This window comes from Enterococcus sp. AZ128, from assembly GCF_051714485.1.
Taxonomy (GTDB): Bacteria; Bacillota; Bacilli; order Lactobacillales; family Enterococcaceae; genus Enterococcus_A.
This window is the reverse complement of sequence record NZ_JBIORZ010000002.1, coordinates 1,010,785-1,033,795: the sequence shown is the minus strand read 5'-3', so window position 1 is coordinate 1,033,795 and position 23,011 is coordinate 1,010,785. Positions and strand designations below refer to the sequence as shown.

General features: G+C 41.0%; 19 protein-coding genes and 2 pseudogenes. 2 read left to right on the top strand and 19 right to left on the bottom strand.

Annotation, left to right across the window (positions count from 1 at the left end; all coding sequences use genetic code 11):
- Window positions 1-173: 173 nt before the first annotated feature.
- A complete protein-coding gene (locus IGI38_RS16800) occupies window positions 174-1,337 on the bottom strand; it encodes an aminotransferase class I/II-fold pyridoxal phosphate-dependent enzyme (protein ID WP_438732682.1) in 1,164 nt (387 codons plus the stop codon).
- A complete protein-coding gene (locus IGI38_RS16795) occupies window positions 1,334-1,828 on the bottom strand; it encodes an Lrp/AsnC family transcriptional regulator (RefSeq protein ID WP_438732681.1) in 495 nt (164 codons plus the stop codon). Before IGI38_RS16795 ends, IGI38_RS16800 begins: the two co-directional genes overlap by 4 nt.
- A gap of 236 nt (window positions 1,829-2,064) precedes the next feature.
- On the opposite strand from IGI38_RS16795, the gene IGI38_RS16790 reads away from it, so the two are divergent.
- Window positions 2,065-2,394 (top strand): hypothetical protein, encoded by a 330-nt coding sequence (locus IGI38_RS16790; RefSeq protein WP_438732679.1) that lies wholly within the window; start codon window positions 2,065-2,067, stop codon window positions 2,392-2,394.
- A gap of 37 nt (window positions 2,395-2,431) precedes the next feature.
- On the opposite strand, the gene IGI38_RS16785 is transcribed toward IGI38_RS16790, so the two are convergent.
- The 5 genes from IGI38_RS16785 to IGI38_RS16765 all read right to left on the bottom strand — a co-directional run bounded on the left by IGI38_RS16785 (window position 2,432) and on the right by IGI38_RS16765 (window position 8,017).
- Window positions 2,432-2,599 (bottom strand): DUF3789 domain-containing protein, encoded by a 168-nt coding sequence (locus IGI38_RS16785; protein WP_438732677.1) that lies wholly within the window; start codon window positions 2,597-2,599, stop codon window positions 2,432-2,434.
- Between the two features lie 257 nt (window positions 2,600-2,856).
- Window positions 2,857-3,405 (bottom strand): hypothetical protein, encoded by a 549-nt coding sequence (locus tag IGI38_RS16780; RefSeq protein WP_438732675.1) that lies wholly within the window; start codon window positions 3,403-3,405, stop codon window positions 2,857-2,859.
- Between the two features lie 99 nt (window positions 3,406-3,504).
- Window positions 3,505-4,449, bottom strand: a complete 945-nt coding sequence (locus tag IGI38_RS16775) for a TMEM175 family protein (protein WP_438732673.1) — start codon at window positions 4,447-4,449, stop codon at window positions 3,505-3,507.
- A gap of 89 nt (window positions 4,450-4,538) precedes the next feature.
- Window positions 4,539-5,447 (bottom strand): DMT family transporter, encoded by a 909-nt coding sequence (locus tag IGI38_RS16770; protein ID WP_438732671.1) that lies wholly within the window; start codon window positions 5,445-5,447, stop codon window positions 4,539-4,541.
- 179 nt (window positions 5,448-5,626) lie between these two features.
- Window positions 5,627-8,017: a Xaa-Pro dipeptidyl-peptidase gene (locus IGI38_RS16765; RefSeq protein WP_438732669.1), complete on the bottom strand. Its 2,391-nt coding sequence runs from the start codon at window positions 8,015-8,017 to the stop codon at window positions 5,627-5,629.
- A 463-nt stretch (window positions 8,018-8,480) separates the two neighbouring features.
- Between IGI38_RS16765 and IGI38_RS16760 the strand changes: the two genes are divergently transcribed.
- A complete protein-coding gene (locus IGI38_RS16760; RefSeq protein WP_438732667.1) occupies window positions 8,481-8,759 on the top strand; it encodes a zinc ribbon domain-containing protein in 279 nt (92 codons plus the stop codon).
- Here the strand turns inward: IGI38_RS16760 and IGI38_RS16755 are convergent.
- The 12 genes and pseudogenes from IGI38_RS16755 to IGI38_RS16700 all read right to left on the bottom strand — a co-directional run.
- Window positions 8,760-9,119: pseudogene (locus tag IGI38_RS16755) on the bottom strand (IS30 family transposase); the annotation flags it as partial.
- A pseudogene (locus tag IGI38_RS16750) lies at window positions 9,113-9,547 on the bottom strand (IS30 family transposase); the annotation flags it as partial. The pseudogenes IGI38_RS16750 and IGI38_RS16755, both read right to left, overlap by 7 nt.
- An 18-nt stretch (window positions 9,548-9,565) precedes the next feature.
- Complete coding sequence (locus IGI38_RS16745; protein WP_438732665.1) at window positions 9,566-9,694, bottom strand: helix-turn-helix domain-containing protein; 129 nt, start codon at window positions 9,692-9,694, stop codon at window positions 9,566-9,568.
- 118 nt (window positions 9,695-9,812) lie between these two features.
- Window positions 9,813-10,973, bottom strand: a complete 1,161-nt coding sequence (locus tag IGI38_RS16740) for an MFS transporter (RefSeq protein WP_438732663.1) — start codon at window positions 10,971-10,973, stop codon at window positions 9,813-9,815.
- A gap of 73 nt (window positions 10,974-11,046) precedes the next feature.
- Window positions 11,047-12,420 (bottom strand): ATP-binding protein, encoded by a 1,374-nt coding sequence (locus IGI38_RS16735; RefSeq protein WP_438732661.1) that lies wholly within the window; start codon window positions 12,418-12,420, stop codon window positions 11,047-11,049.
- Between the two features lie 271 nt (window positions 12,421-12,691).
- Window positions 12,692-13,057, bottom strand: coding sequence for a PqqD family protein (locus IGI38_RS16730; protein ID WP_438732659.1), 366 nt, complete (start codon window positions 13,055-13,057; stop codon window positions 12,692-12,694).
- Window positions 13,050-14,969, bottom strand: a complete 1,920-nt coding sequence (locus tag IGI38_RS16725) for an OPT/YSL family transporter (protein ID WP_438732657.1) — start codon at window positions 14,967-14,969, stop codon at window positions 13,050-13,052. Before IGI38_RS16725 ends, IGI38_RS16730 begins: the two co-directional genes overlap by 8 nt.
- A gap of 86 nt (window positions 14,970-15,055) precedes the next feature.
- Window positions 15,056-16,474, bottom strand: coding sequence for a dipeptidase PepV (gene pepV, locus IGI38_RS16720; protein ID WP_438732655.1), 1,419 nt, complete (start codon window positions 16,472-16,474; stop codon window positions 15,056-15,058).
- A 631-nt stretch (window positions 16,475-17,105) separates the two neighbouring features.
- Window positions 17,106-19,721: a pyruvate, phosphate dikinase gene (gene ppdK / locus IGI38_RS16715; RefSeq protein WP_438732653.1), complete on the bottom strand. Its 2,616-nt coding sequence runs from the start codon at window positions 19,719-19,721 to the stop codon at window positions 17,106-17,108.
- A gap of 224 nt (window positions 19,722-19,945) precedes the next feature.
- The gene (locus tag IGI38_RS16710; protein ID WP_438732651.1) at window positions 19,946-20,458 is read right to left on the bottom strand and encodes a DUF1456 family protein; all 513 of its coding nucleotides are present in this window, start codon (window positions 20,456-20,458) and stop codon (window positions 19,946-19,948) included.
- A gap of 113 nt (window positions 20,459-20,571) precedes the next feature.
- A complete protein-coding gene (locus IGI38_RS16705; RefSeq protein WP_438732649.1) occupies window positions 20,572-20,943 on the bottom strand; it encodes a DUF1304 domain-containing protein in 372 nt (123 codons plus the stop codon).
- Between the two features lie 75 nt (window positions 20,944-21,018).
- Entirely contained in the window at window positions 21,019-22,767 is a 1,749-nt protein-coding gene (locus IGI38_RS16700) for a glycoside hydrolase family 13 protein (protein WP_438732647.1), read from the bottom strand.
- Window positions 22,768-23,011 lie beyond the last annotated feature (244 nt).

Sequence of the window (23,011 nt, the reverse complement as noted above, 5' to 3'; positions counted from 1 at the left end):
TTTTATGAAATTAGAGAAGAAGCTTTATATAAACTAAAAATTTATTTAATTAGAAAATCAATTATTTTCAAATATCCCACTTTGAAAAGCGCTGCTAGCGTTTTTTTCTATACAACAATCATATCTTTGTTGCACCAACAAAAAAAGGAGCGGATCTCTTCCGCTCCTTGCTGCTATTTTAAGCGTATCACAAAACGTTCCAAACGTTGGATAGCTTCTTTTAATTCATAAATTGAATAGGCATATGAAAGACGTAAGAAACCTTCACCGCTCTTCCCGAAAGCCGAGCCAGGAACTACCGCCAGTTTTTCTTCATCTAACAGACGCAAAGCAAACTCTTCGCTGGTTAAGCCAAATTGACTAATCTGCGGGAAAAGGTAAAATGCCCCCTTTGCCTTATAGCAAGGCAGTCCCATTTTTTCCAACGCATGATGCAGATAATTCCGGCGTTCCTCATATGACAGCCGCATAGGCTCCACCGTTTCCTGCCAATTATTCTTCAAACCCGCCAAGGCCGCATACTGGCTCGCTGTTGGAGCCGCCATGATCGTATACTGATGAAGCTTCAACAACTGTTCCATAAATACTTCTGGTCCAGCCATAAAACCTAGACGCCATCCTGTCATCGCGAATCCTTTTGAGAATCCGTTGATAACGATCGTTCGTTCACGCATCCCAGGCAATTCTGCGATACTAGTGAACGGTTCATCATAAACGAGTTCCGCATAGATTTCATCAGTAATAACCAATAAATCATGTTTCTTAGCGACATCGGCGATTTTGATCAACGCTTCGCGATCCATCGTTCCGCCAGTCGGATTATTAGGATAAGATAAAATCAGAATTTTGCTTTTTTCAGTCAATACGCCTTCCAGCTCTTCCGGCGTCAACATAAACTGATTTTCTGCTTGCAGATCAATCGTCACCGGTGTACCGCCAACCATTTGAGTGATCGGTTCGTAACACACAAAGCTAGGCTGAGGAATGATCACCTCATCGCCAGGATCTACAAAAGTCCGCAAAGCAATGTCGATCGCCTCGCTGCCGCCGACGGTCACAACAACCTCGGTCTTTGGATCATATTTGACCTTGTTGCGGAAAAGCAGATAGTCGCTGATTTTTTCACGCAGTTCGAGCAAACCCGCATTGGCTGTATAAAAGGTTCGACCTTCTTGGATCGAACGCACCCCTTCTTGCGTCATGTGAGATGGCGTATCAAAATCCGGTTCACCGACACCTAAAGAAATCGCGTCAGGCTGTTCAGAGACAATGTCAAAGAATTTTCGAATGCCCGATGGTTGAATGTCCGTAATTTTTTTCGTTAAAAAGTTTCTCATGGGCTCACCTGAATTCTAGGATCTGAGTCATCTTGATACAGATCGATGCCCCATTCCTTGTATTTGTCGAGCAAGAAATGCGTTTGTGTCCCAGAAACATCCGGGATCGACGCTAAATTAGTAGAGATAAACTTCGAGATTTCTTTGATGTTGCGCCCTTGCAGCAGTAAAACAAAATCAAACCCGCCGCTGACAAAAAAGAACGATTTGACTTCAGGAAATTTCCGTACACGCTCCGCGATCTCACGATAGCCTTCTTCGCCTTTAGGAATCGTTTGTACTTCGACTAAAGCTTCGATCCAATCATCCTCCACTTTATCCCAATCAATCAAGGCCCGATAGCCGCAAATAATTTTTTCTTCTTCCAGTCGTTTGATTTCTGCAGAAACGATCACTTCCTCTTCCCCCAGCATCACCGCGTACTCTTCCACACTTAACCGACAGTCAGATTCGATCAGCTTCAATAATTGCTTGCGTTTACTCTGTTCCATATGAATGGCTCCTTCGATTTAACAATTTGTTAGATAGTTTTAATCTTTTATTTATTATTCCCAAAAAAAGAAAAACTGTCAAATTATTTTGAAAATTCTTAAAATACTAGCGGAATTTTGGACGCCTTTTTTTCTGCTAAAATTTTTCTATTTTTTTATAACACAAACACAGGATTTCATAGTACAATAAACAGGATGAGCGACAAGAAAAATGCGTGAAGTCAGGAGGATTGGGAATGGAACAAGTAGTAGAGATGTTTATTGAAAAACAGAGGCAACGCTTGGCTGATGGCAAGATCCGCCAAGAGGAATATGAGGCTTTTTTAGATGGGATCAATGATGCCCTCTCATTTTTAGGGATGCATTATGTAAACGGTTCTGAAACCGTCGAAAACGATGAGCGTAAACCTGCGACCTTTAACGAGATCGAGGAAAAATATAAAAAGTTTCGCGAAGTGGCGATGTATAAAAACAGCTTCCTACGCGTATCAGATATCATTAAACATTCTGGGCAAATGACAGATGAACTGAAAAAGATCACTAAGACAGTTAAAGAAGAACTTTAAAAGAAGCGAATGTTCGCTTCTTTTTTTGCTCTTCGAATCACTTCTCTTCCTCAGTTACCCCAATCAAATCGTTCTCTCTCTTGGATACTTCGTATAAATCACTTGCCTCTTTATCAGCTGCTCCTCCTACCTGTACTAGGCACATCACCGTTACTCCCACGAATCCACCAAGTAGAAATAATGCTAAACCAATTAGTATATTCACTTTCTTCCCCACCTTTTACTTAAGCTGCAAATGTTTGGCTTTTTCAAAGCTTTTAACGCTTAGCCGCTAGATTCATTACTTTGATTATACAATCCTTCATTCCAAATTATTTGTGAACTTTGTATAGATTTGTGAACTTATTTGTGCTCTGCCGGTAAAAAAAATTACCTTGAAAAAATATCGATTAATTGGTTGATGACCTGGACGATGTTCTTGCTAGGTTTTCTTGACAAAAAAATAGACCTGGCTGCCCAGATCTACCCTTTCATCAATAATTCATTATAAAAAGCTTGTCCGATTTCCTTTAGTTCGCTCTTGTTGAAGGATTTTGCGATCCACGTCGGCATCGCTACTTCCACTGTTCCATAAATTTCGATCATGACTTGGATAAAAGCCTGCGCATTTAACTGGTCGATGGCTTTTCTTAAACGTCTCGCTGGTTCCAGCAGCTGGCTCTCGATTTGCCGTGTCCGATAGGTGCGGTAAATCATCCGACCTTCTTCTGCCGCCAATGAAAACAGCGGCTGTTCTTCTGCGATCGATTGCAGACTTTCCTGTTTATAGCGGTCATAGCGCTGCTGCCATTCTAATAATTCGCCGTAGACGGTTTCGATCTTTTGCTTGCGGACAGTGGCTAATGCACTATAGAAATCAATTGGCAACTTTTCCACTCGCCGTTCACGTTTGATCCAAGTCGCTAAGGTCGACTGAGGAATCCCTGCCAGCTTGCCAAATTGTTCAACTGTGATCCCCAGATCACGACGGATGTACATTTTGATTGGATGCTCGATCAGTGTTACTGCCATTCTTCCCACCTAACTCTCCTGCGATATTTTTACTTCATTATATAATGAGAAGTCAAAAAATACCAAGACGAAAAACATTTCTGCTTCACGTCTTGGTCATTAATTTCTATTCCTAGGATGGTTCAAACGGGAATCATTCGCTTCTTTTTGTTGATTGAAGCGACGTTCGGTCATGGCCTTTTGCATCGCCATTCTTTGTTTTTGCTTTTCTAAACGGGCAATCTCATTTTCTGTGCGGCGTTTATCCTGCTCATCTAATGACGCAAGCCGTTGCTTCCGTTCGTTGATCTCATTATTAATATTCCCTTCCCAATCAGCCATAACTTGTTTCCAACGATCTGGATCATGGTCCTCATTGGCTTTCATTGAATCGCGCAATAACGTGGAGTAACGACGCATCGTATTCCCCCAAACTTGATTTCGATCTTGAAAATAATCGGCTTGCTGCTCATCATCCAGTGTCGCGATCAAATTGTCTTCTTCGCGATCAATAATATTTTGCAAGAAAGCCAAAATTGGCAGGATCAAATAGATGATCAAGGCGGGTCTTACATAAAACATACCGAAAATCAAAACGACGATTCGAAAAGCGATGGCCAACAGGTCCTGTCTGTTCAGCTCAGTCATCCGCCGTTTTCGCTGCTCTTCATCTTTCAATGATTGCGCGGTTAATGCCACGATTAAACGCCGCATCACGAACGTTACGATCAGCGTCAACACCCCATATATCAACAGTGTCTGCTTTGTCGTGTCTTCGATCAGCAATCGCGTCGCTGAAGGTACCAACGACAAGAAAAACAGCAGCAGTAAGTAAATGACTAGATCTTTATTTTTTACTTGATCAATTTTATTGAAGGCATAACCTGTTTGAAACCACAGATTTGCCACAAAACAAAAACTAATAAAGTAGATTCCCACAGCTCTAAATAGTGAATACATATCGACAGCGCCATTCGCCGCTGTTTGGATCGGTAATTCCAGGACGATGATCGTCAGAATAATCGCAATGATCGCATCGCCAAAAACTACAACGCGCTCCTTCATACCTTCAACCCCTTTTCATTCTACTGACCTATCATATACCAAATCAGTAAAAAAGAATAATGATAAGGGGAGCTGATTAACCTCGCACTTTATTTTATCTGTTGATCTTCAAGCAAGACCTTCTTATCTGAAAAACGAGTTAACAAAATGACTGATCCAATCACTACTACAAAGCCAATCAGCTGAATCCCTGCAAAGCGGCTATTAAAGAGAAGAACACTTAAAATCGTCGCTAAAATCGGTTCAACTACTGTCAACACACTTGCCAACGAAGCCTCAATAAAGCGCAAACTAGAAAGTTGAAACAAAAATGGCAACGCTGTTCCAAAAACAATAATGCTAAGCACTAAGCCAAATGAATAGCCATCCATTTGAAATTCCGGACGCCAAATCGGTCGAATCGGCTGAAAAGCCAAGCCAGCAATCAGCATCCCCAATCCTGCGACCCGCATCTCTCCATATTTCACCAACAGCGTTCGCGGCTGTAAGGTATAAAATGCCAAGGTGACCGCTGATGCGATCCCCATCGCAAACCCCATCATTGAGATATTCAGCGTCTTGATGTTCCCTTCGGCCACGATCAAGAAGACTCCTATAAAGGTCGCTGCCATCAGCAGTACTTCTACAAAATTGATTTTCTTCTCCTTATTCATCACAAGAAAAATGAAAATAAAGATCGGTCCAGTAAACTGCAAAATCGTCGCAATCGCCGCTCCGCTGTATTGAATCGCTTTGAAATACGTATACTGCACACCCAGCATACCGATCAAAGAAAACAAAAGTAAGCTCAAGAAATCTTTCGCCGAAAATTTTCTTCGTGGAACATTCCGTTGTAAAGAATTCAGCCCTGTCAGTAACAGCCCCGCCGTCAAAAGACGGACACTCGCCAACCACTCCGGTGAAACGAAATAGTCCTCAAAAAGAATTTGGCACATGATTCCCGACAGCGCCCATAAAGCTCCTGCCGAACATGCCAACAACACACCCCTAACTTTCATTGCCTGCTCCTTGTCTTTAATATAGTAACAATTATACCCTTCTGTTTAATGAAGGAAGAATCCGTTTTACGTTTTCATCATTATAGCATTTGACCGGAAACTCTCTAGTCCTATCAAAAATTTCTATTCATAACAAAAAAACAAGCCCAAAAAATTGGGGCTTGTCATTTGTTCTTTAATTATTCACCAATCGGCAAAATCAGCTGTGATTCTGCTAACTCTAGCGTATAGTCAATGTCTTGATTTCCACGAACAGTCATACCAAAGTCGGTACCATAAACCGCTAAACCGATTTGTCGACCAGCCGGCAGATGGTACATCGTTGGATGCAAGACAACTTCAATTTCAACAAATTCATTTGCTTTCAGATCATCGTTCTTCCAAGCATTCTCACGATTTTGTAAGTTAATATGACCGCGAGTAATCAACTTGTACTCATCTTCCGCACCTAATTTGAATTCCACCAGATTGTCTTCACGCCAATTTCTGCCTAACGGTAAACCATGTAGTGCTACCACATCCGGTACAGGCTTCAAGCGTTTTGCCATCCCAAAATCAATCAGCTCAAAGCTCAGCATTCCCAAGTCAACGCTTGACGCGGCTTTGATTTTGACTTTTGGACGCCCATTTAAGAAAAGCTCTTCACTTAATACGGCCGTTTTAGCCAAATAGCGGTGACCAGTCATTGGACCATCCTCTTTAAGCTCTTTTTCCCAAAGTTCACTATTTTTCGTATAGCTTTGGTACTGTTCTTCTGGTAATTGATCGTTGAAGGTAAACTGACCTTTCGCAACAGTTTCTGATAGTTCTTTTTCAGCTAAATGATAGACTTTTTCATTAGCTGGTGCCCAGTCCTTCAAGGTTTCCCACGTTTCAACCGCAGTATTTTTTTGATAAACAATATCCGGTAAGATTTCCTTCGCATTATTTTCAACACCGTAAAGCTTATGACTGAGCCATAAATTCATCATGTCTTGGAAGTCCAATGATGGCATGTTGTTGATGTAAATGTGCTGTCCTTGGTGCAAGATCAATTTCTTCGCAACCGGCACATCCTTCAACGCATCCCAGAGATCAGCGACTTGACGCGGCTTCACATTCCAGTCATTCAAGCCATGAACCATCACCACATCGCATTTGATGTCTTTGATAAACGGCAAATAATTTCGTTCATCCCAGAACGTGTTGTAATTGCCTGTTTTGCGGTCTTGCAGCTCCGCCATTTCCTTTAAGTAATCTAAGAAAAACTTCTTACTGTGAAGATAGTCACCGGCATTACGCATTTTACTGAAGGTCTCGATCGCCAAAACATCCGCGTCTTCTCCCGGGAATCCGCCAGGCGCGATGACTAGCCCATTGTCACGATAATATTGATACCAATCAGAGATCGCCGCCTCTGAAATGATCGTCTCTAACCCTTCTACTTGACGAGTGGCACATGCGGTCGCTAACGTTCCCAGATACGATTTTCCAGTCATCGCCACTTTGCCGTTACTCCACCAAGCTTTGATTCTTATATTATCCGTCCGATTAGTGAAAGCACGGCGGTTACCGGCTAACCATTCAATGTATGAAACCATCGCCATTGTTTGTTCGACAGAGCCGCAGGTTTGGATACCATCAGAATCCCGCGTACCGATACCTGAACCGTAAACCACAGCAAAGCCGCGAGCTAAGAAGAAATCATTCAAGCTATGATTATTTTCACGGATGAATGTTTCTGTCGCGTGATTCGCTTTTCCTTTGACCTCGCGTTCCGCTGGTAATTCCACAGGTACTGATTTGTATTGAATCTCTGCATAGGTTGTATCCGTCGGTTCCTTGCGTTCCAACGGCACATTTACGTCATAAGTCAGTTCTTCGCCGGCGGGGCCATTGACCCCTTGGCTATAAGGACTCGCAGTAAATAGTGTCGCAACTTGCAGGCCAGCTTTCGTTTCAGCTGGTCGTAAAATCTCTAACTTTAATAGATCCCGTTTGCCATCTTGGTCGGTATCTAAGGGAGCTTCCACATAAACAACTTCGCGTATCAATCGTGAGGTGTCAAAGACCGCTTGCGCTTTGCCATTAAAGAAGAACGGTTTGCTGACTTCTTTATCTACAAAATAGCCTTCTGAAGCAAGCTTATCGAGATAATTCAGCCCATTTTTAGTATGACTTGTTAATAATAAATACCAGGCCTCGATCACTGTTTTCTTATCTGAAAAATCGCCCTCGATCATCGGTATCCCGATTTTTTTTGCTTCAGCAAGAACATCCTTCACTTCAAAATCGATCGTTGGCTCAAAATCCAATTGCTGCAAGCCCATCGTATAAAAAACTTCTTTTGTTAAGGGAGAGCCTGCTTGATAGAATTCCGCTAGATCAGTCGCGTCATCTGCTAAGAAATTGCCTAGCTTATTGATAAATCCGCTCTCTTCCTTGACTGTTAAAAAGCTTTTACGTAAAAATTCAAACCATAATTTTGTCGCGTCTTTTGCTGAATCGAAGCTCAAAAAGCCCGATTGGGTCAATTCCTTCTTCGCTTCTTCAAGTGAGACACGTTTTAAACCAAACTGATTGATTTTCATCTACTTCTCTCCTTCTTCATAATGATGCCGTCATTTTCCATTCAGAAAAATAAATCCGATTTTATGCCCCAGTCCTGAAACACGGACTAAAATAATGGATCAGCTATCTAATTGTATCAAAGCATAAAGAAATACTGAAAAAGCTGTACCAGTATCTATTTTTTCTGATAGAATAATTATAACAAATACTTTCAACAAGTTCGGTTAAAGTTCAATGAAAACGATTACTGAACTTGTTTGAGAATGCCAGTTCAGCTTTGCCAGTTAATCTTGCTAAAGCAAGATTAACTGGAATGGTATGCGTACGAGAATCTTCTGAATATTTACGTCAGAAAAATTCGAACTTACTAACGAGCTAGCTCAATAATAGTCAATGAGTACTTTAGTTGAATGACAGACGGCATTCGAATCGAGTGATTTTTTCAAATAAAATCATTCATTACAACGATTAAGGAGGATACACATGGAAGAAATGACTTATTGCCAAAGCTGCGGGATGCCCTTATCCAAAGGAACACACGGGACTGAGCACGACGGCTCTCAAAATAGCGAATACTGCTTATATTGCTACAAACACGGGGCTTTCGTCGACGATTGTACGATGCAGGACATGATTGATATCAGTATAGAACACCTGAAAGAAAATGGGATGCTGGCAGAACAAGGGAAAACGGAAGAGGAAATGTTAGAGTTCTTGAATAGTTTCTTCCCAGAATTGAAACGTTGGAAAAAATCGTCGTAATTAGCTAGGTCTGTTGTTTAACTTTTCAATCATTTGATTAATCGTTTGATCTTCTATTGTGTCCATTTCCTTCATCTTTGGAAGGTATTCTCTGATCAATCTATTTGTATTCTCATTCGTTCCCCTTTGCCAAGGCGCATGAGGATCTGAAAAATAAAATGGAACATTCGCTAAAGACTTCGTGACTTCAAAATGTTTCGAAAATTCTTTTCCTCTGTCTGGAGTGATTGACTTGAGTTGTTCAGCTCTTACACGGATAAGCAGTTCTATCATTTTCTCAGCTACATTAGCTGAAGATTTTTTAGGAACCTTTCCTGCCAACAGAAAACAAGAGCGTCTATCAGCTAACGTGACTAAACAAGCACCTTCAACATTGCCGCTGCTCTATCAGCTTCCCAATGACCAAATTCACTACGGTCGTTTGCAGATGATGGTCGGTCATGGATGGAATTGGTTATCCGGATTTTTCCACGTGTTTCTATATGACCTTTGGTATGTCTCGTTTTCCCTCGATGTCTTAGGGAGCGAACGAGTCCCCAATTTCCATGACTCAAAGCCTCAACTTCAAATAAACCATCGTAGATTGCGCGGTAGATAGTGACAAAACTAATCGTAAAACTTGCTTGTTCGTATTTCAGGCGATTAGCTATTTCTTCAGGCGACCATTGTTGTTCGACAAATAAACGACGAACAAGTGCCCAGATATGCGGATTCGATAGAATCTTACGTCTTCCGCAATGCTTTCTGCGTAGATAATAGTTCTTGTTTGCTTGAGAGGGAGAATAGACTGTTCCTTTATTCCGAGTTCATTCACGAGAGACGGTAGATGGACTGCGACCAATCTCCTTACTTATGTTTCTAATAGAAACACCAGTACTGTGAAGGAGAAAAATAGTTTCTCGTTCTTGTATGGTAAGATGATGATATTGGCTCATAATGATTCCTCCTAGTAGTGTTCTCGACAAACCTATTCTAGTTGGATATTCATTATGAGTCATTTTTTAGTGTTGCACTTAGATTGTAAGTTCAAGCCTAATAAAAAAAGGCAACCAGCTAAACCTGATTGTCTTTCACTCGTTTTTCTAAAATAATCGTTGAGCCTAATAAAATACAGCCGAAAACAAACAGCAAGTACGGAAAAATCACTAAGGTGAATCGTTCTGCCAAGAAGCCTAATAACGGCGGCAAAAAGGTCGTTCCAGTATACGCTAACGCTAGCTGCAAGCTCATGATTCGCGCAGAATCTTTTACACCAAAGCGGCCTGGGGTCTCATGCAGCATCGTTGGAAAGATCGCAGCAGAACCTAAGCCGGTGAAAATGAACCCGATCGCGGAGAGATTTCCGCTGCCGAATAATAATACGATCACTCCGGCTATCAGCAGTGTTTCACTCAGATACAATAATTTTCGACTCGATAGGAAAAAGGTAATAAAACCGGCTGCTAAACGGCCAACCGTCAAACTCGCATAATAAGTCGACGTCATAAACGCGGCTGTGGATACCGGGATATCCTTCACTCTAACTAAAAAGCTGCTTCCCCACAATCCCATACAAGCTTCTATTCCGACATAAAAAATAAAACAGATCAAAGAAAAAATGACACCCGGCCGCTTGATCAAAGCAATCATCGAGTCTTGCTTCTCGGTAGCATGCGCAATTTTTCGTGGTTGCTGCCATTGCTTCCGAGAGAAGAAGACAATTACCACTAAAATAAATTGCAGACTAGCTAGAACCAAGTATCCACCACGCCAATTTTGATTCTTCAAAAAGAAACCCATAATGATCGGCCCCATCGTCGCCCCTATTCCCCAAAAGCCATGCAACCAGTTCATATGATGCGCCTTATAATGCAAGGCAACATAATCGTTCACGGCGGTATCGATCGCCCCAGCTCCCAAACCAAGGGGGATTGCACTGAGGATCAAAAAGAAAAAGTTACGCGAAATTGAAAATCCGCAAAGCCCAATTACGGTAAAGAAAATACTGCACACGATCAAATTGCCAACACCGATTTTTTGAATCATCCGATTGGTTTGAAAACTAGATAAGATCGTTCCGATCGAAATCACCATCGCAATGATCCCCGCAGAACTGGCAGCAACTTGAAACTCGCCATTCATACTTGGCCACGCCACACCCAATATTGAATCCGGCAGCCCTAAACTAATAAATATCAGATAAATCAAACCCAAAAACAAAGCACTTTTCTTCATTATTCCCTCTTTCTTTTCTCTTCCGAACGTCAGAATAGTGGTTATTTAATTTGATGCTTCTTCGACTCCAAAATTATTTGAAATAATCCGCAATCGAAACACTGCGAACATCGAAACCTTCATCATTATCAATTGGTATTTTGGTAAAAAGATATTTATACGTAGTATATTGGTCAAAGTACGCGGCTCTTTCACTTAGTACTTCTATCGTCTTATTCACCTTAAAGGAGTTACGCCACTTACACTCACCAACCAGCAACTCTTTTCCGTTTACAGATTCAACCACTACATCTAACTCTTGAACTGCGCCTTTTTTATCCTTCCCCCACCACTTGCCGAATGATTTAGCAATAAACGGAAGTTTTTCTTGCGAGTTAAGTCTTCTCAAGTACTGTCGCGTTACCTCTTCAAATAGCGGTCCGATAAAATTTGATAAATCAGCGAGTGCTATTGAACAGTAGATATCTCCACTTCCTCGTTCAATTTCAGCTCTCACAGAAAAAACATAGCGATACCAAAAAGCAATAAAGTTCTCCGTAATTTGATATTGGCTAATTTTTCCTCTTAATTGATTTGAACCGAATGGCACAACTCGCTCAATGTAATTCAGTTCCTGTAAAATAAGAAGGTATTTGGATATAAAGCTGCTCTCAAGTTTTGTAAAACCTGCAATCTCACGAAGCGTATTTGCACCACTGGCAATGGCTTGTAAAACGGCATTATAGTTCGCCGGTTCTCTGAACTCTTGCTTCATCAGAAGGATCCCTTCATTTAACAAGTACCCGCTGATTTCAAAATAAAGTTCTCGCACGTTCTCTTCAAAACTCAACTCCTGATCAATTAATGAAAGATAGTAAGGCGTTCCGCCAATACAAGTATAGTATTTAATTTTGTCCTCGTCGCTTGCATTCGGGTAAAAACGTGCTGAATCATAATAATCTAAGGGATTGATTTTGAGTTGTCCGGTCCTTCTACCGAATAATGGACTCTTTTCTCCAAGCACTTGATTCTCCATAAAACTCATCGATGAACCGCATAAAATCAAGAAGATATTCGTATTCTTAAACTCATAGTCAATGACATGCTGCAGAATTGAATTCAGTGACTTATTTGCTGAAGCCGCATAAGGGTACTCATCGATGACAATCACTAAATGCCTATCTCCAAGCTGTTCTTTGATAATAGAAAAAAAGGCATTCCAATTATCAACAGTTGGAAAAGCATTGATTCCTAGTTTCTCTCCTAATAATTTAGAAAATTTTTGTAAGTTTAACGAATCATTGACTTCCTCTGCTGGTAAATAAAGTGAATTTTTATCCTTAATAAATTCATTTAGCAACGCTGTTTTACCAATACGTCGTCTTCCATATACCACAGCCATTTGGAAATCTTTTCTTTGATACATCCGCTCAAGAGACTGTAACTCTTTTTCCCTTCCTAAAAACATATTGGCACCTCCGTTTTTACTACTTTAGGTTATTATAATCTAAAGTAGTAAAAATGCGAAGTGAAAATCAAAAGAACTACTTATGATTATTATAATCGTAAGTAGTTCCTTTGAGAATGTTGGTATTCTATTGCTTGTATAAGCCTCAACGAAATACCGCTCCTCACTTGAGCGTAACTAACTATCGAAAAAGAGAGAACTTGTAGAGCTATCAAAATAAATGTCTTAGAAAAAAATGTCCTTCAAGCGAAGCTGCTTGAAGGACATTCCATTATACTAATTCGATATATTTTTCATTCTTCTCTAAATGATGCAAGTAAATCAATAAACGATCGTACAATTGATCATTGGCTTCTTCAATGGCCGTGCCAAGCTTTTCGCCAATTTCTTTGACAGTTCGTTTACCATCGATTTGTTGAAAAATGAAGCTGCCGTATTTATCTAGTTCCATCTCAGAGGTTTCTGGAATCTTGTAATGAATCTTGCGTAAGACTCGTTGAATCCAGGCATTTTGTTCCGTGATCACAAAAACGATGCCATCGCGTACTTCATAATGCAAGTCTTCTTTGAGACGGTAAACACGTTTTAACAGCTCTTCCGTTTCAGGATTCACAGCATTTGGCTGTTGATTAGTCATTGTGTTTCACTTTCTTCACACTTAACAATGGAACGATGATTGCAACGATTAAGATCGCAAGCAATAAGAACGCTGAACCATTCGATCCTAAGAAGCCAGTTGGCGTTCCAGGAGTTACCACGCCTGTTACTTGTAAAATGATTCCGATTAAACCGATGATTGAACCACCAGCGATTAAACCTGAAGACAAGCTAACACCAAGAGTGATACGTTCTTCTGCAACTTCTTCTGTTTCTTTTTTGTTTAATTCATCGATCAAACGACGGATCAACGCACCAACCAAGATGATTGAAGTTGTTGAGATTGGTAAGTAGAAACCGATCGCAAATGTCATGATCGGAACCTTCATGAAGTGTAAAACAACACCCATTGCGATACCAGCGATGATCATGTGCCAAGGCAGAGAGCCAGACGTGATCCCTGAAGTTAATGTTGCCATTAAGTTCGCTTGTGGTAAACCGAATGGAGGGTTAGAACCAGTGATTGCTAATTGTGGTGACAAGATAACCATCATACCAGTAACGATTACCACACCAACGATATTAGAAATCAAGAAGTAACGACGGCCTTCGTTGAAGTTTCCGCCCATTACAAACGTCACTTTTTGTGATTGTGCATACCCACCGGCTACTGAAATCGCTAATACGATAAATGTACCAAACAATAGTAATTGTTGTGTATTTTCAGCTGAAGTCCAGCCCATCATTACAAATACTAGCGTCAAGATAACCATTGAAGCGATCGTCATACCAGATACAGGTAAGTTTGATGTACCGATCGTACCAGTCAAACGACCTGCAACGATAACAAATAGGAAGCTTAAGATGATTGATAGGATACCTGCTACAAGTGCCATTGCTACACTTCCAGTGATCACAAATCCCATAACGATACCGATCACAGCACCTACGATCAATGGCAGCATACCGCCGCCTTCTTTTTCAGAACCGTCTTTGCGGCCTTTCAACGTTGCAGAGATAGATGAAATGATTGTTGGGATCAATTTGATTGCACCGATCAATCCACCGGAGATCATCATACCAGCACCGATGTATTTAACATAAGAACCAGAGATTACTGCAAAGTTTGAAGCACTCAATAATTGAGACGCATTATCCCAAACGTGAGCATTGCTGTTCGCCATTTCCATGAAGTAACCTAATAATGGTGCAATCGCGAAGTTCGCTAAGATCGAACCAGCAAACATCAAGACAGATACGTCCATTCCGACGATAAATCCGATACCTGCCAATAATGGGTTTACTTCTGTTTCAAATTTCCATTTATAGAAACTTTCGTTTACATAGCTGATAACATTATTCATAATTCCGAAAACAGAACCAGTCAATGCAGTTAAAACACCACCGATACCGAAGCCGATACCCATGTATTTCAATGAATCGCCACCAGTATCTGAAGCGACTAATGTTTCTGAAATAGCCATTGCTTCTGGATAAACCAGTTTACCGTGTTCACTAACTAGCATGTAATCTTCAACCAGTGAGAACACACCAACACCAAGCAAGACAGCGCCGATTCCGATTCCCACACCTTCGATGAAGTTCACTTTACCGCCGACCAAGATGACAGCTGGTAATACGAAGATCATACCTGATGCTACAGATTCCCCACCACTTGACATTAATTGCAATAAGTTCTTGCCTAAAATCGTTTTAGGTTTTACAAATAGAGCGACTAGCCCTGATCCAATAATTGCGCCTGGAATACCTGCGGCTACAGTCAACCCAGCCTTCATACCTGAATAAGCGGTCGATGCAGCAAATAGTGCAGCCAGCAAAATACCTAGAATCATGATGATTGGTGAACCTGATTTTTTAGGCTTATCAGCTACATAAGGGACATAATCTTTCCCTGCAACTCCACCAAAAGCGTCTTTTGAGAGTTTTTTCATTATCTTTGAAATTCCTTCCTTACTTTCATTTCCCCAACGAGATAAGGAATCCTGACAAAGACAGGATTCCTGTCTCTCATTACCGACTATTTAACTAAGCGATAAATAGCATCAGCGTAGATAGCTGTTGCTTTGAACAAGCTGTCAATCGGCATAAATTCATTTGGTTGGTGCATTACGTTTTCTTCACCTGGGAACATTGCGCCGTATGCGACACCGCGTTCTAGGATTCGACCGTAAGTCCCTCCGCCGATTGATTCTTCATGGCCTTCAAGACCAGTATGTTCTTCGTAAACGTCCAATAATGTTTTCACTAATGGATCACTTGCTGGAACATAATGAGGAGTTTTCACGTCACCAATGATCGCGATTGAAACGCCTGCATCTTTAAGGACTTCTTCCATGTTGGCTAAGATGATATCTTTTGTGATGCCTTCTGGATGACGAACATTTAATGTAACTTTTTTGTCGCCTTCTGCAGTGTAATCGAACAAGTTCGCTGATGAAGTTGTTTCACCCATTACATCGTGTTTTGTGTAAGCATTGATTTTCTTACCGTTGTAATCTAAGTGCATATATTCAGAAATTGTTTGAATGTAGTTCGCACCATTGCCGTCAAGGTTGTAGTCAGCTAAGAATGCTGCTAAGAATGTCGCTGAGTTTACACCGAATTTTGGTTCTTGTGCGTGTGCACCTTTACCGATCACAGTAATCGTGATTTCTCCGTTGTTCTCAGTTAATTCGCCTTTGATTTCAGATTTTTCAACAAATGCATCAAATGCAGTCTTCATGTCAGCAACTTTTGCTTCGTCATTAACTTTAAGAACTGCTGTTGCATCGCCTGGTACCATGTTGGTACGTAAGCCTGATCTGAAACTTACAAGATCAAAGTCGCCGCTTTCAGCGTTGTCTTTGTTTGCAAAAGTCACTTCATAAGATAAGATTCCTTTTTCACCATTGATGATTGGGAATTGCGCATCTGGAGAAAAACCAACTTTAGGCATTTCTTCCACTTCCATATAACGGTGGATCCCAACCCATTCGCTTTCTTCATCTGTACCGAAAATGAAGCGAATTTTTTTAGAAATCGGTAATTCTAAATCTTTGATAATACGCATTGCATAATAAGCAGCGATTGAAGGTCCTTTATCATCGGCTGACCCACGTGCGAATAATTTTCCATCTTTAATGACTGGTTCAAATGGATCTGTATCCCAGTTATCATCGACAGGAACTACGTCAACGTGTCCTAAAAGCCCAAACATTTCTTCTCCGTCACCATATTCGATATGGCCGGCTACGTTTTCGATATTTTTCGTAACGAAACCATCGCGATCGCCAAATTCCAATACTTTACGTAATGCGGCAGCTGGTCCAGGTCCAAGAGGTTCTTCCTTTGTTCCATGTTCCACGTCGCGAATACTGTTGATGCGAATAAGATCGCCTAAGTCTTTCAGTAAGTCGTCTTTGCGTGCTTCTACTTCTTTTTGCCAATCAATTGTCATTGTTTAATCCCTGCTTTCTTTTTTTTATAACAAGTTTTTAGAACCTGTTAGATTCATTAGAAAGATCATGTCCAAATATAGTTTTCAAATTTTGACAGCTTAGAATAACTTTCTTAAAAAAGACGAATTCACGGTCCCTTTTGAGGATATGCGATACGTCAAAACAATCAACGGAAAAGACCGCTCAAGAATGTCAAGATGTTATTCTATGATTCCTAATTCCGCAGTTTGTTTCACCTCCCAAGTCAGCATTATACCGTATTTTTATTCATAAGTTATTGTGAAAAAACCATCATTTAATCGAAATAAGTTGATTTTCATTAAAAATAAAGCTTTCACTAAAAAAAATGTGTTATTCAAGCTAATCAAAAAAGAGGGCTATTTTAGAGTGACATGACATATTTAAAGCCTACAAGAAGTATAACGAAGGTTGAATCCGTTTACAAATTATATTTCATTCATTTAAGCCTATTATTTCTCATTTATTTGTTATCTATTATTAATTTTAAGTTTTTGAATTTTCCTGTCAATAACAAAAAAGAGACAGTCTATCAAAAGACTATCTCTTTTCAAATTCATGCTGTTTTTTAACCAAAAACTCATTTACGTGTTTTTTTATTCCAGCTTCATCTTAGTTTTCTACTGCTGCCTGAGCCAAGGTCATTTTGGCTTGCGGAATTCTAAATGGCGAGCAAGAAATATAATCGATCGCTAAATCATTCAGAAACGCAATTGATTTTGGATGCGCAGCTGCTTCACCGCAAATCCCAATTTTCAATTTCGGATTGACACTTCTTCCACCTTCGATCGCTAGTTTCATCAAAGCACCAACTCCAGCTTCATCTAAAACCTGGAACGGATCATCCACAAAAATTCCCGCTTCCATATATTGATTGATGATTCGTGGTGAATCATCACGAGACAGCCCTAGCGCCATCTGAGTTAAATCATTGGTTCCGAAACTGAAGAAATCCGCGTGTTTCGCGATCTCCGCCGCCACAAAGCAGGCCCGCGGGATCTCGATCATTGTACCAATCTGATAATCCAAGACTTGCTTATGCTCCTTGAGACTCTTTTGGATCGCAGCTTCAATCGATGCACGTACTTGCGCAAACTCTTCTGCATCAATAGTAAACGGGATCATGATCTCCGGCTGAATCGAAAACGCATTTTCTTTGGTCACTTCGCAAGCCGCTTCAATGATGGCCTCTGCCTGCATTTGATAGATTTCTGGGTAAGCTACGCCTAAACGCAGACCGCGGAATCCTAGCATTGGATTCACTTCTGCCAAATTATCCGTTTTGCGTTTCACTTCATTAAATGTCTTGCCCAGCTCCTTCGCTACTTCCCGACATTCATCTGCTCCTTTAGGTAAGAATTCGTGCAATGGCGGATCAAGTAAACGAATTGTTGTCGGCTTGCCTTTCGCTGCCTCATACATAAATTTGAAATCCTGTTTTTGGACTTCTTTCAAATCCTTCAACACTTCTAAACGCTCATCTAAGCTATCTGCCAAAATCAATTGACGGAATTGCAGTAAACGGCTCTTTTCAAAGAACATGTGCTCTGTCCGAGCCAAGCCGATCCCAACAGCTCCTAAAGCCATTCCTGTCTCGATGTCATTCGGTGTTTCAGCGTTGGCACGTACTTTGATTTCCGCATGACGGTCCCAGATTACGTGAAGTTCATCTAGAGCCACTGTGTTGGTTACTTCTTCCATTGGGATTTCACCGAAATAGACACTGCCGCTTGTTCCGTCAACGGACAGAATCGTTCCTTCTTGAATCACCTTATCTCCAACAGTTGCTTTGTTTTCTTCCAATACAGTCAAACGTTCACAACCAACAACGGAGCAGATTCCCATACCGCGAGCAACAACTGCCGCGTGAGAAGTCATACCGCCGCGGCTGGTAACCACCGCTTCGCTGACTGCGATGCCTTCGATATCTTCCGGCGAGGTTTCCTCACGAACTAAAACAACTCTTTCGCCGCGCGCTTTCGCCTCGGTCGCTGCTTCGGCAGTAAAGTATGCCGCTCCTGTAGCAGCGCCCGGGCTAGCTGCTAATCCTGATAAGAAGGATTCATGTCTCTTCAGTTCTTTTTCATCAAAGTTTGGATGCAGAGCTGCTTCCAAATCTTTCGCTTCGATTCGGCGGATCAATTCGTTCTCATTAATGATCCCTTCCTTATAAAAATCCAATAGGATCGTTAACGCCGCTTTAGATGTTCGTTTTCCGCTACGGGTTTGCAGGATGAATAATTTCTCACGTTCTATTGTAAATTCAACGTCCTGCATATCTTGGTAATGCTTTTCTAACTCCTCACAAATGCGTTTTAATTGTTGGAACTGTTCAGGCAGATCGTCCGCTAAAACTTGAATTGGTTTTGGTGTCCGTACACCAGCTACCACATCTTCTCCTTGGGCATTGATCAGATATTCGCCAAATAATCCTGGATCGCCTAATGATGGATTCCGTGAGAACACCACTCCTGTCCCAGAACTATCTCCGAAGTTTCCAAAGACCATTTCCTGAATATTGACTGCGGTTCCTAGATCATCACTGATGTCATGGAGGCGGCGGTAAGTCTTCGCTCGCTGGTTGTTCCAGCTGCCGAAAACTGCTTCGATCGCCAAATACAATTGCTCGATCGGGTCTTGCGGAAACTCGCGTTGCAGTTTCTTTCGATAGATTTCTTTGTACTCGCTTACAATTTGTTTCCAGTGATCTGCAGTTAATTCATTATCATATGATATATGATTCACTTTTTTCAATGCAGTGATGCGATTTTCAAAATCATTGTTGTCCATCCCCATCACGACATTGCCGAACATTTGCAATAATCGGCGGTAGCAATCATACGCAAAGCGTTCATTCTGACTATTCTCTGCTAAAGCCGCCACTGTTTGGTCGTTCAGCCCTAGGTTCAAAACAGTATCCATCATACCCGGCATCGAAAATTTCGATCCGCTTCGTACCGAAACCAGCAAGGGATTCTCTAGATCGCCAAATTTTTTCCCGGTCTTAGTGGATAATTTTTCAACGGCTTCCATCACCTGATCCTTCATTTCTGAAATCAGCTGATTGCCGTGATTTAAATAATATAAACATGCTTCTGTGGTAACAGTGAAGCCGGTCGGTACTGGCAGACCCAATTTTGTCATCTCAGCAAGATTGGCACCTTTTCCGCCTAATAAATCCTTTTGTTCTTTTGATCCTTCTGAAAATAAATAAACCCAACGATTCATGCGCTTCTCCTCTTAAAATAATTTTATTTAACCTGATTTAAGTTTAATACGATGATTATATAAAGTCAATAAGATGTTTATATATTTTTATAATACACATATATACCGTATTAAGGGTTTTCCTGAGTCTTGATCAAAAGTTGATCGCAGCTTTTCTTCCTAAAGGCAAAAAAAGACCAATCCTTACATAAAAGATTGGCCTTGTTTGTTCTTATTCAATTATTTTAGTCACGATAGCACAAGGCTAAGCCCTTTAGAAAATTCCGAGCGTATTTATCGCCGCAAGGTTTAAAATTCCGATGCCCTTCTTTGCGTAAAATCGCGCCAAGTTCTCCCTTTGAAGGATACACACCGGCTTCCGCTAAAATATCCAGCATGTCGTCACTAGTCAATGCTAAAGCGATTTTCACCTTTTTCAATAAAATATTGTTGATATGCCGAATCTCCGTACTTTTTAGCTGTGGTAGTTGTGCTGTTTTATTCTTAGGCTCCCCGCGTTTCAGCGTAATGAACCCATTTAAAAATGTATCCAATACCTTATTATTGATCATTTTTTGATACACATTCTTCTCAAAATCATCGCTCTCTTCAAACTCTTGATCACTTACTTTTGTCAGCATCGCTTTCTCTTCTTCTCTAGAGACCACCATACCGCCTAATTCAAAGGCCTTGATAATATCTGTATCCTTGATATCTAACGCGTATCTTAAACGCAATAATAGATCATTATTATTCATTTTTCTCCTCCGTAGCTGTTGACTGATTCTCTTACTATACCATATCGCTTGAAGATCAATTACTCATTAAACAAAAAATGTTCGACCAAGAAAGGATTCTCAGTCGAACAATCTTATGCTAATTGAAGCAGAATGAGTAGAACCGTGATCACCGCAGGCAATGCTTGAATAAAATAGATTGATTTTGTAACGGTCTTCCCGCCATAAAGCCCGACGATCACAACAAAAAGATTTAACAGCAGCAGAACTTTTAAGCGGGGCTCCCCTTGAAATAGAAACAAACTCGTCAGCAGTGCTAATCCTAAGCTGCCGTTATAGATTCCCATATTCTTCAACGCAATCTGCGCATTTTTTTGTGTCACAAATTCATACGGCATAGCAAATGTCTTCGCCTGTTTTTCTGCCGGCGCAAACATTTCTAAGCCCATGATCACTAAATGCAGCAGGCCGATGATTCCAGCAAGTAAAAAAATGATTAATTCCATAGATAATCCTCCATTGCTCTTGTGTTATCTACTATATTCATCTTTTTACTTTTTTCCAATCAAAGCGACTTGCGATCACAGTTCTTCAATCACAAATCCATGAGGTAACAACTGATACCCGTCATCCTCATGATAATTTTGACCAAATATACGACGTCCTTCTTTTTCGACCTTGAAGGAGTCCCCTTCATTAAAGGTCGCGATCAACGTTTTTTCCTTATATGTTCGCGTCAGTGAAAAAGCCTTCTTATCGTCGTCATAATGCCAAGTCATATCTCCGTAACTGAATACCTCAGAAAACTGCTTCCGTAAAGCGATCAGTTGTTTGATGAACGTCTTAAGGTCTTCATCCTGATCCTCCCAAATCATACAACGACGACAATCCGGGTCCATCTCGCCTTCCATCCCGACTTCCGTGCCGTAATAAATGCACGGGGTGCCTTTTTGGATAAACATAAAGGTCAGGACCGTTTTCATCAAGTCTTTGTTTCCTTGACATAGCGTCAAAATCCGTGGTGTATCGTGGGAGTCCAGCAAATTGAAACTCACCTCATTGGTCTGATCGCGGTAAAGTAATTGCTGGCGATTCATCCCAAAAATCATTTGCGAAATCAAAATCGTCTGCTCCACGAAAAAGGCTTTAATGCTGTCAGTGAACGCATAATTCATCACCGCATGGAACTCGTCGCCCTGCAACCAACGCTGTGAAGAATGCCAGATTTCCCCCAAGATATACAGATCCTCTTTTTGCTGCAAGACGGCTTCGTGAAATTCCTTCCAGAAATGATGATCGACCTCATTAGCAACATCCAGCCGCCAACCATCAATGTCAAACTCACGAATCCAATACGTCGCAATCTCCAATAAGTATTTCTGTACTTCAGGATTTGCGGTGTTCAGCTTAGGCATATGGGGATTGAAGCTGAAGGTATCATAATTCAAATTTTTAGCATATTCCGAATCAGGAATCGCCGTATAACGTGGCGGAAAGGAATCAATATGGAACCAATCAGCATATGAAGACGCTTCACCATGCAGGATGACATCCTGCCATTGATGCGAGCTCGCTCCAAGATGGTTGAAAACCGCATCCAGCATCACGCGAATTCCCCGCTCATGCGCTTTTTCGACTAATTCACGGAAGAGCCGCTTATCGCCAAAGTGCGGATCGATCTCATAATAATCCACCGTATCGTACTTATGGTTTGATGGCGAGGTGAAGATTGGGCACAGATATAGCCCATTCACACCCAAATCTTCTAAATAATCTAACTTGTCGATGACCCCTTGCAAATCACCGCCAAAAAAATTCTCCCGTGTTGGTTTTTCACTTCCCCATGCTAGAGCATCCTCGGGATCATTTGAGGGATCACCATTATAGAAGCGCTCCGGAAAAATCTGATACCAAACCGTTTTTGCCACCCAATCCGGCACCTTAAAACGGTCGATTTCTTGAAAATAAGGCATTCGAAAATACAAATAGTCCCGCGCTAACCGATCCTCTTCAAACTCAAAAATTCCCTGGTCGGTATAAAAGACCTTTTTTCCTGAATAATCCGTAATACAAAAAGCATAGGCCAAACGATTATGCGGTGCAGACACTTCGATTTCCCAATAATCATGGCTGTCAGTCGTATAGGCTTGATTCATTGTTTGTTGTTGGTGATACCATTTTTCCTCAGCAAACGTATAAAAATCTCCGCTGATCAAACCAACGGACTTTATTTCATTACGAGCTGTTTGTAAGCGAATGCGCATCAGATCTTTGGTATAAAGAAACGCAAATTCACTCTCGGGACGATGATAAATTCCTGCATAATTCATCCCTCCACCTCCATTTCTGTACCCATTGTACCAAATTATTTGATAGCGTCTCCACATAGACTGTTTCCAAGGGTTCAAAAAACATTTTTTTTCAAATATATGCTACTATAATTATAGAAGAATGAATTTTCTTCGCCTCGTTTATCGAGGATCACTCCAGGGCGTAGCATGTTTGGGGAAGCGGCTGCGTCCGTATTTTTTTGACAAAGCCGAAAAATTCTGTTTTAATAAATTTATCTTATAC

Bases quoted from the DNA above. Each gene is read 5' to 3' on its own strand.
- IGI38_RS16800 (WP_438732682.1), bottom strand. From the start codon at position 1,337: ATGAGAAACTTTTTAACGAAAAAAATTACGGACATTCAACCATCGGGC.
- IGI38_RS16795 (WP_438732681.1), bottom strand. From the start codon at position 1,828: ATGGAACAGAGTAAACGCAAGCAATTATTGAAGCTGATCGAATCTGAC.
- IGI38_RS16790 (WP_438732679.1), top strand. From the start codon at position 2,065: ATGGAACAAGTAGTAGAGATGTTTATTGAAAAACAGAGGCAACGCTTG.
- IGI38_RS16780 (WP_438732675.1), bottom strand. From the start codon at position 3,405: ATGGCAGTAACACTGATCGAGCATCCAATCAAAATGTACATCCGTCGT.
- IGI38_RS16775 (WP_438732673.1), bottom strand. From the start codon at position 4,449: ATGAAGGAGCGCGTTGTAGTTTTTGGCGATGCGATCATTGCGATTATT.
- IGI38_RS16770 (WP_438732671.1), bottom strand. From the start codon at position 5,447: ATGAAAGTTAGGGGTGTGTTGTTGGCATGTTCGGCAGGAGCTTTATGG.
- IGI38_RS16765 (WP_438732669.1), bottom strand. From the start codon at position 8,017: ATGAAAATCAATCAGTTTGGTTTAAAACGTGTCTCACTTGAAGAAGCG.
- IGI38_RS16760 (WP_438732667.1), top strand. From the start codon at position 8,481: ATGGAAGAAATGACTTATTGCCAAAGCTGCGGGATGCCCTTATCCAAA.
- IGI38_RS16745 (WP_438732665.1), bottom strand. From the start codon at position 9,694: ATGAGCCAATATCATCATCTTACCATACAAGAACGAGAAACTATTTTT.
- IGI38_RS16740 (WP_438732663.1), bottom strand. From the start codon at position 10,973: ATGAAGAAAAGTGCTTTGTTTTTGGGTTTGATTTATCTGATATTTATT.
- IGI38_RS16735 (WP_438732661.1), bottom strand. From the start codon at position 12,420: ATGTTTTTAGGAAGGGAAAAAGAGTTACAGTCTCTTGAGCGGATGTAT.
- IGI38_RS16730 (WP_438732659.1), bottom strand. From the start codon at position 13,057: ATGACTAATCAACAGCCAAATGCTGTGAATCCTGAAACGGAAGAGCTG.
- IGI38_RS16725 (WP_438732657.1), bottom strand. From the start codon at position 14,969: ATGAAAAAACTCTCAAAAGACGCTTTTGGTGGAGTTGCAGGGAAAGAT.
- pepV (WP_438732655.1), bottom strand. From the start codon at position 16,474: ATGACAATTGATTGGCAAAAAGAAGTAGAAGCACGCAAAGACGACTTA.
- ppdK (WP_438732653.1), bottom strand. From the start codon at position 19,721: ATGAATCGTTGGGTTTATTTATTTTCAGAAGGATCAAAAGAACAAAAG.
- IGI38_RS16710 (WP_438732651.1), bottom strand. From the start codon at position 20,458: ATGAATAATAATGATCTATTATTGCGTTTAAGATACGCGTTAGATATC.
- IGI38_RS16705 (WP_438732649.1), bottom strand. From the start codon at position 20,943: ATGGAATTAATCATTTTTTTACTTGCTGGAATCATCGGCCTGCTGCAT.
- IGI38_RS16700 (WP_438732647.1), bottom strand. From the start codon at position 22,767: ATGAATTATGCAGGAATTTATCATCGTCCCGAGAGTGAATTTGCGTTT.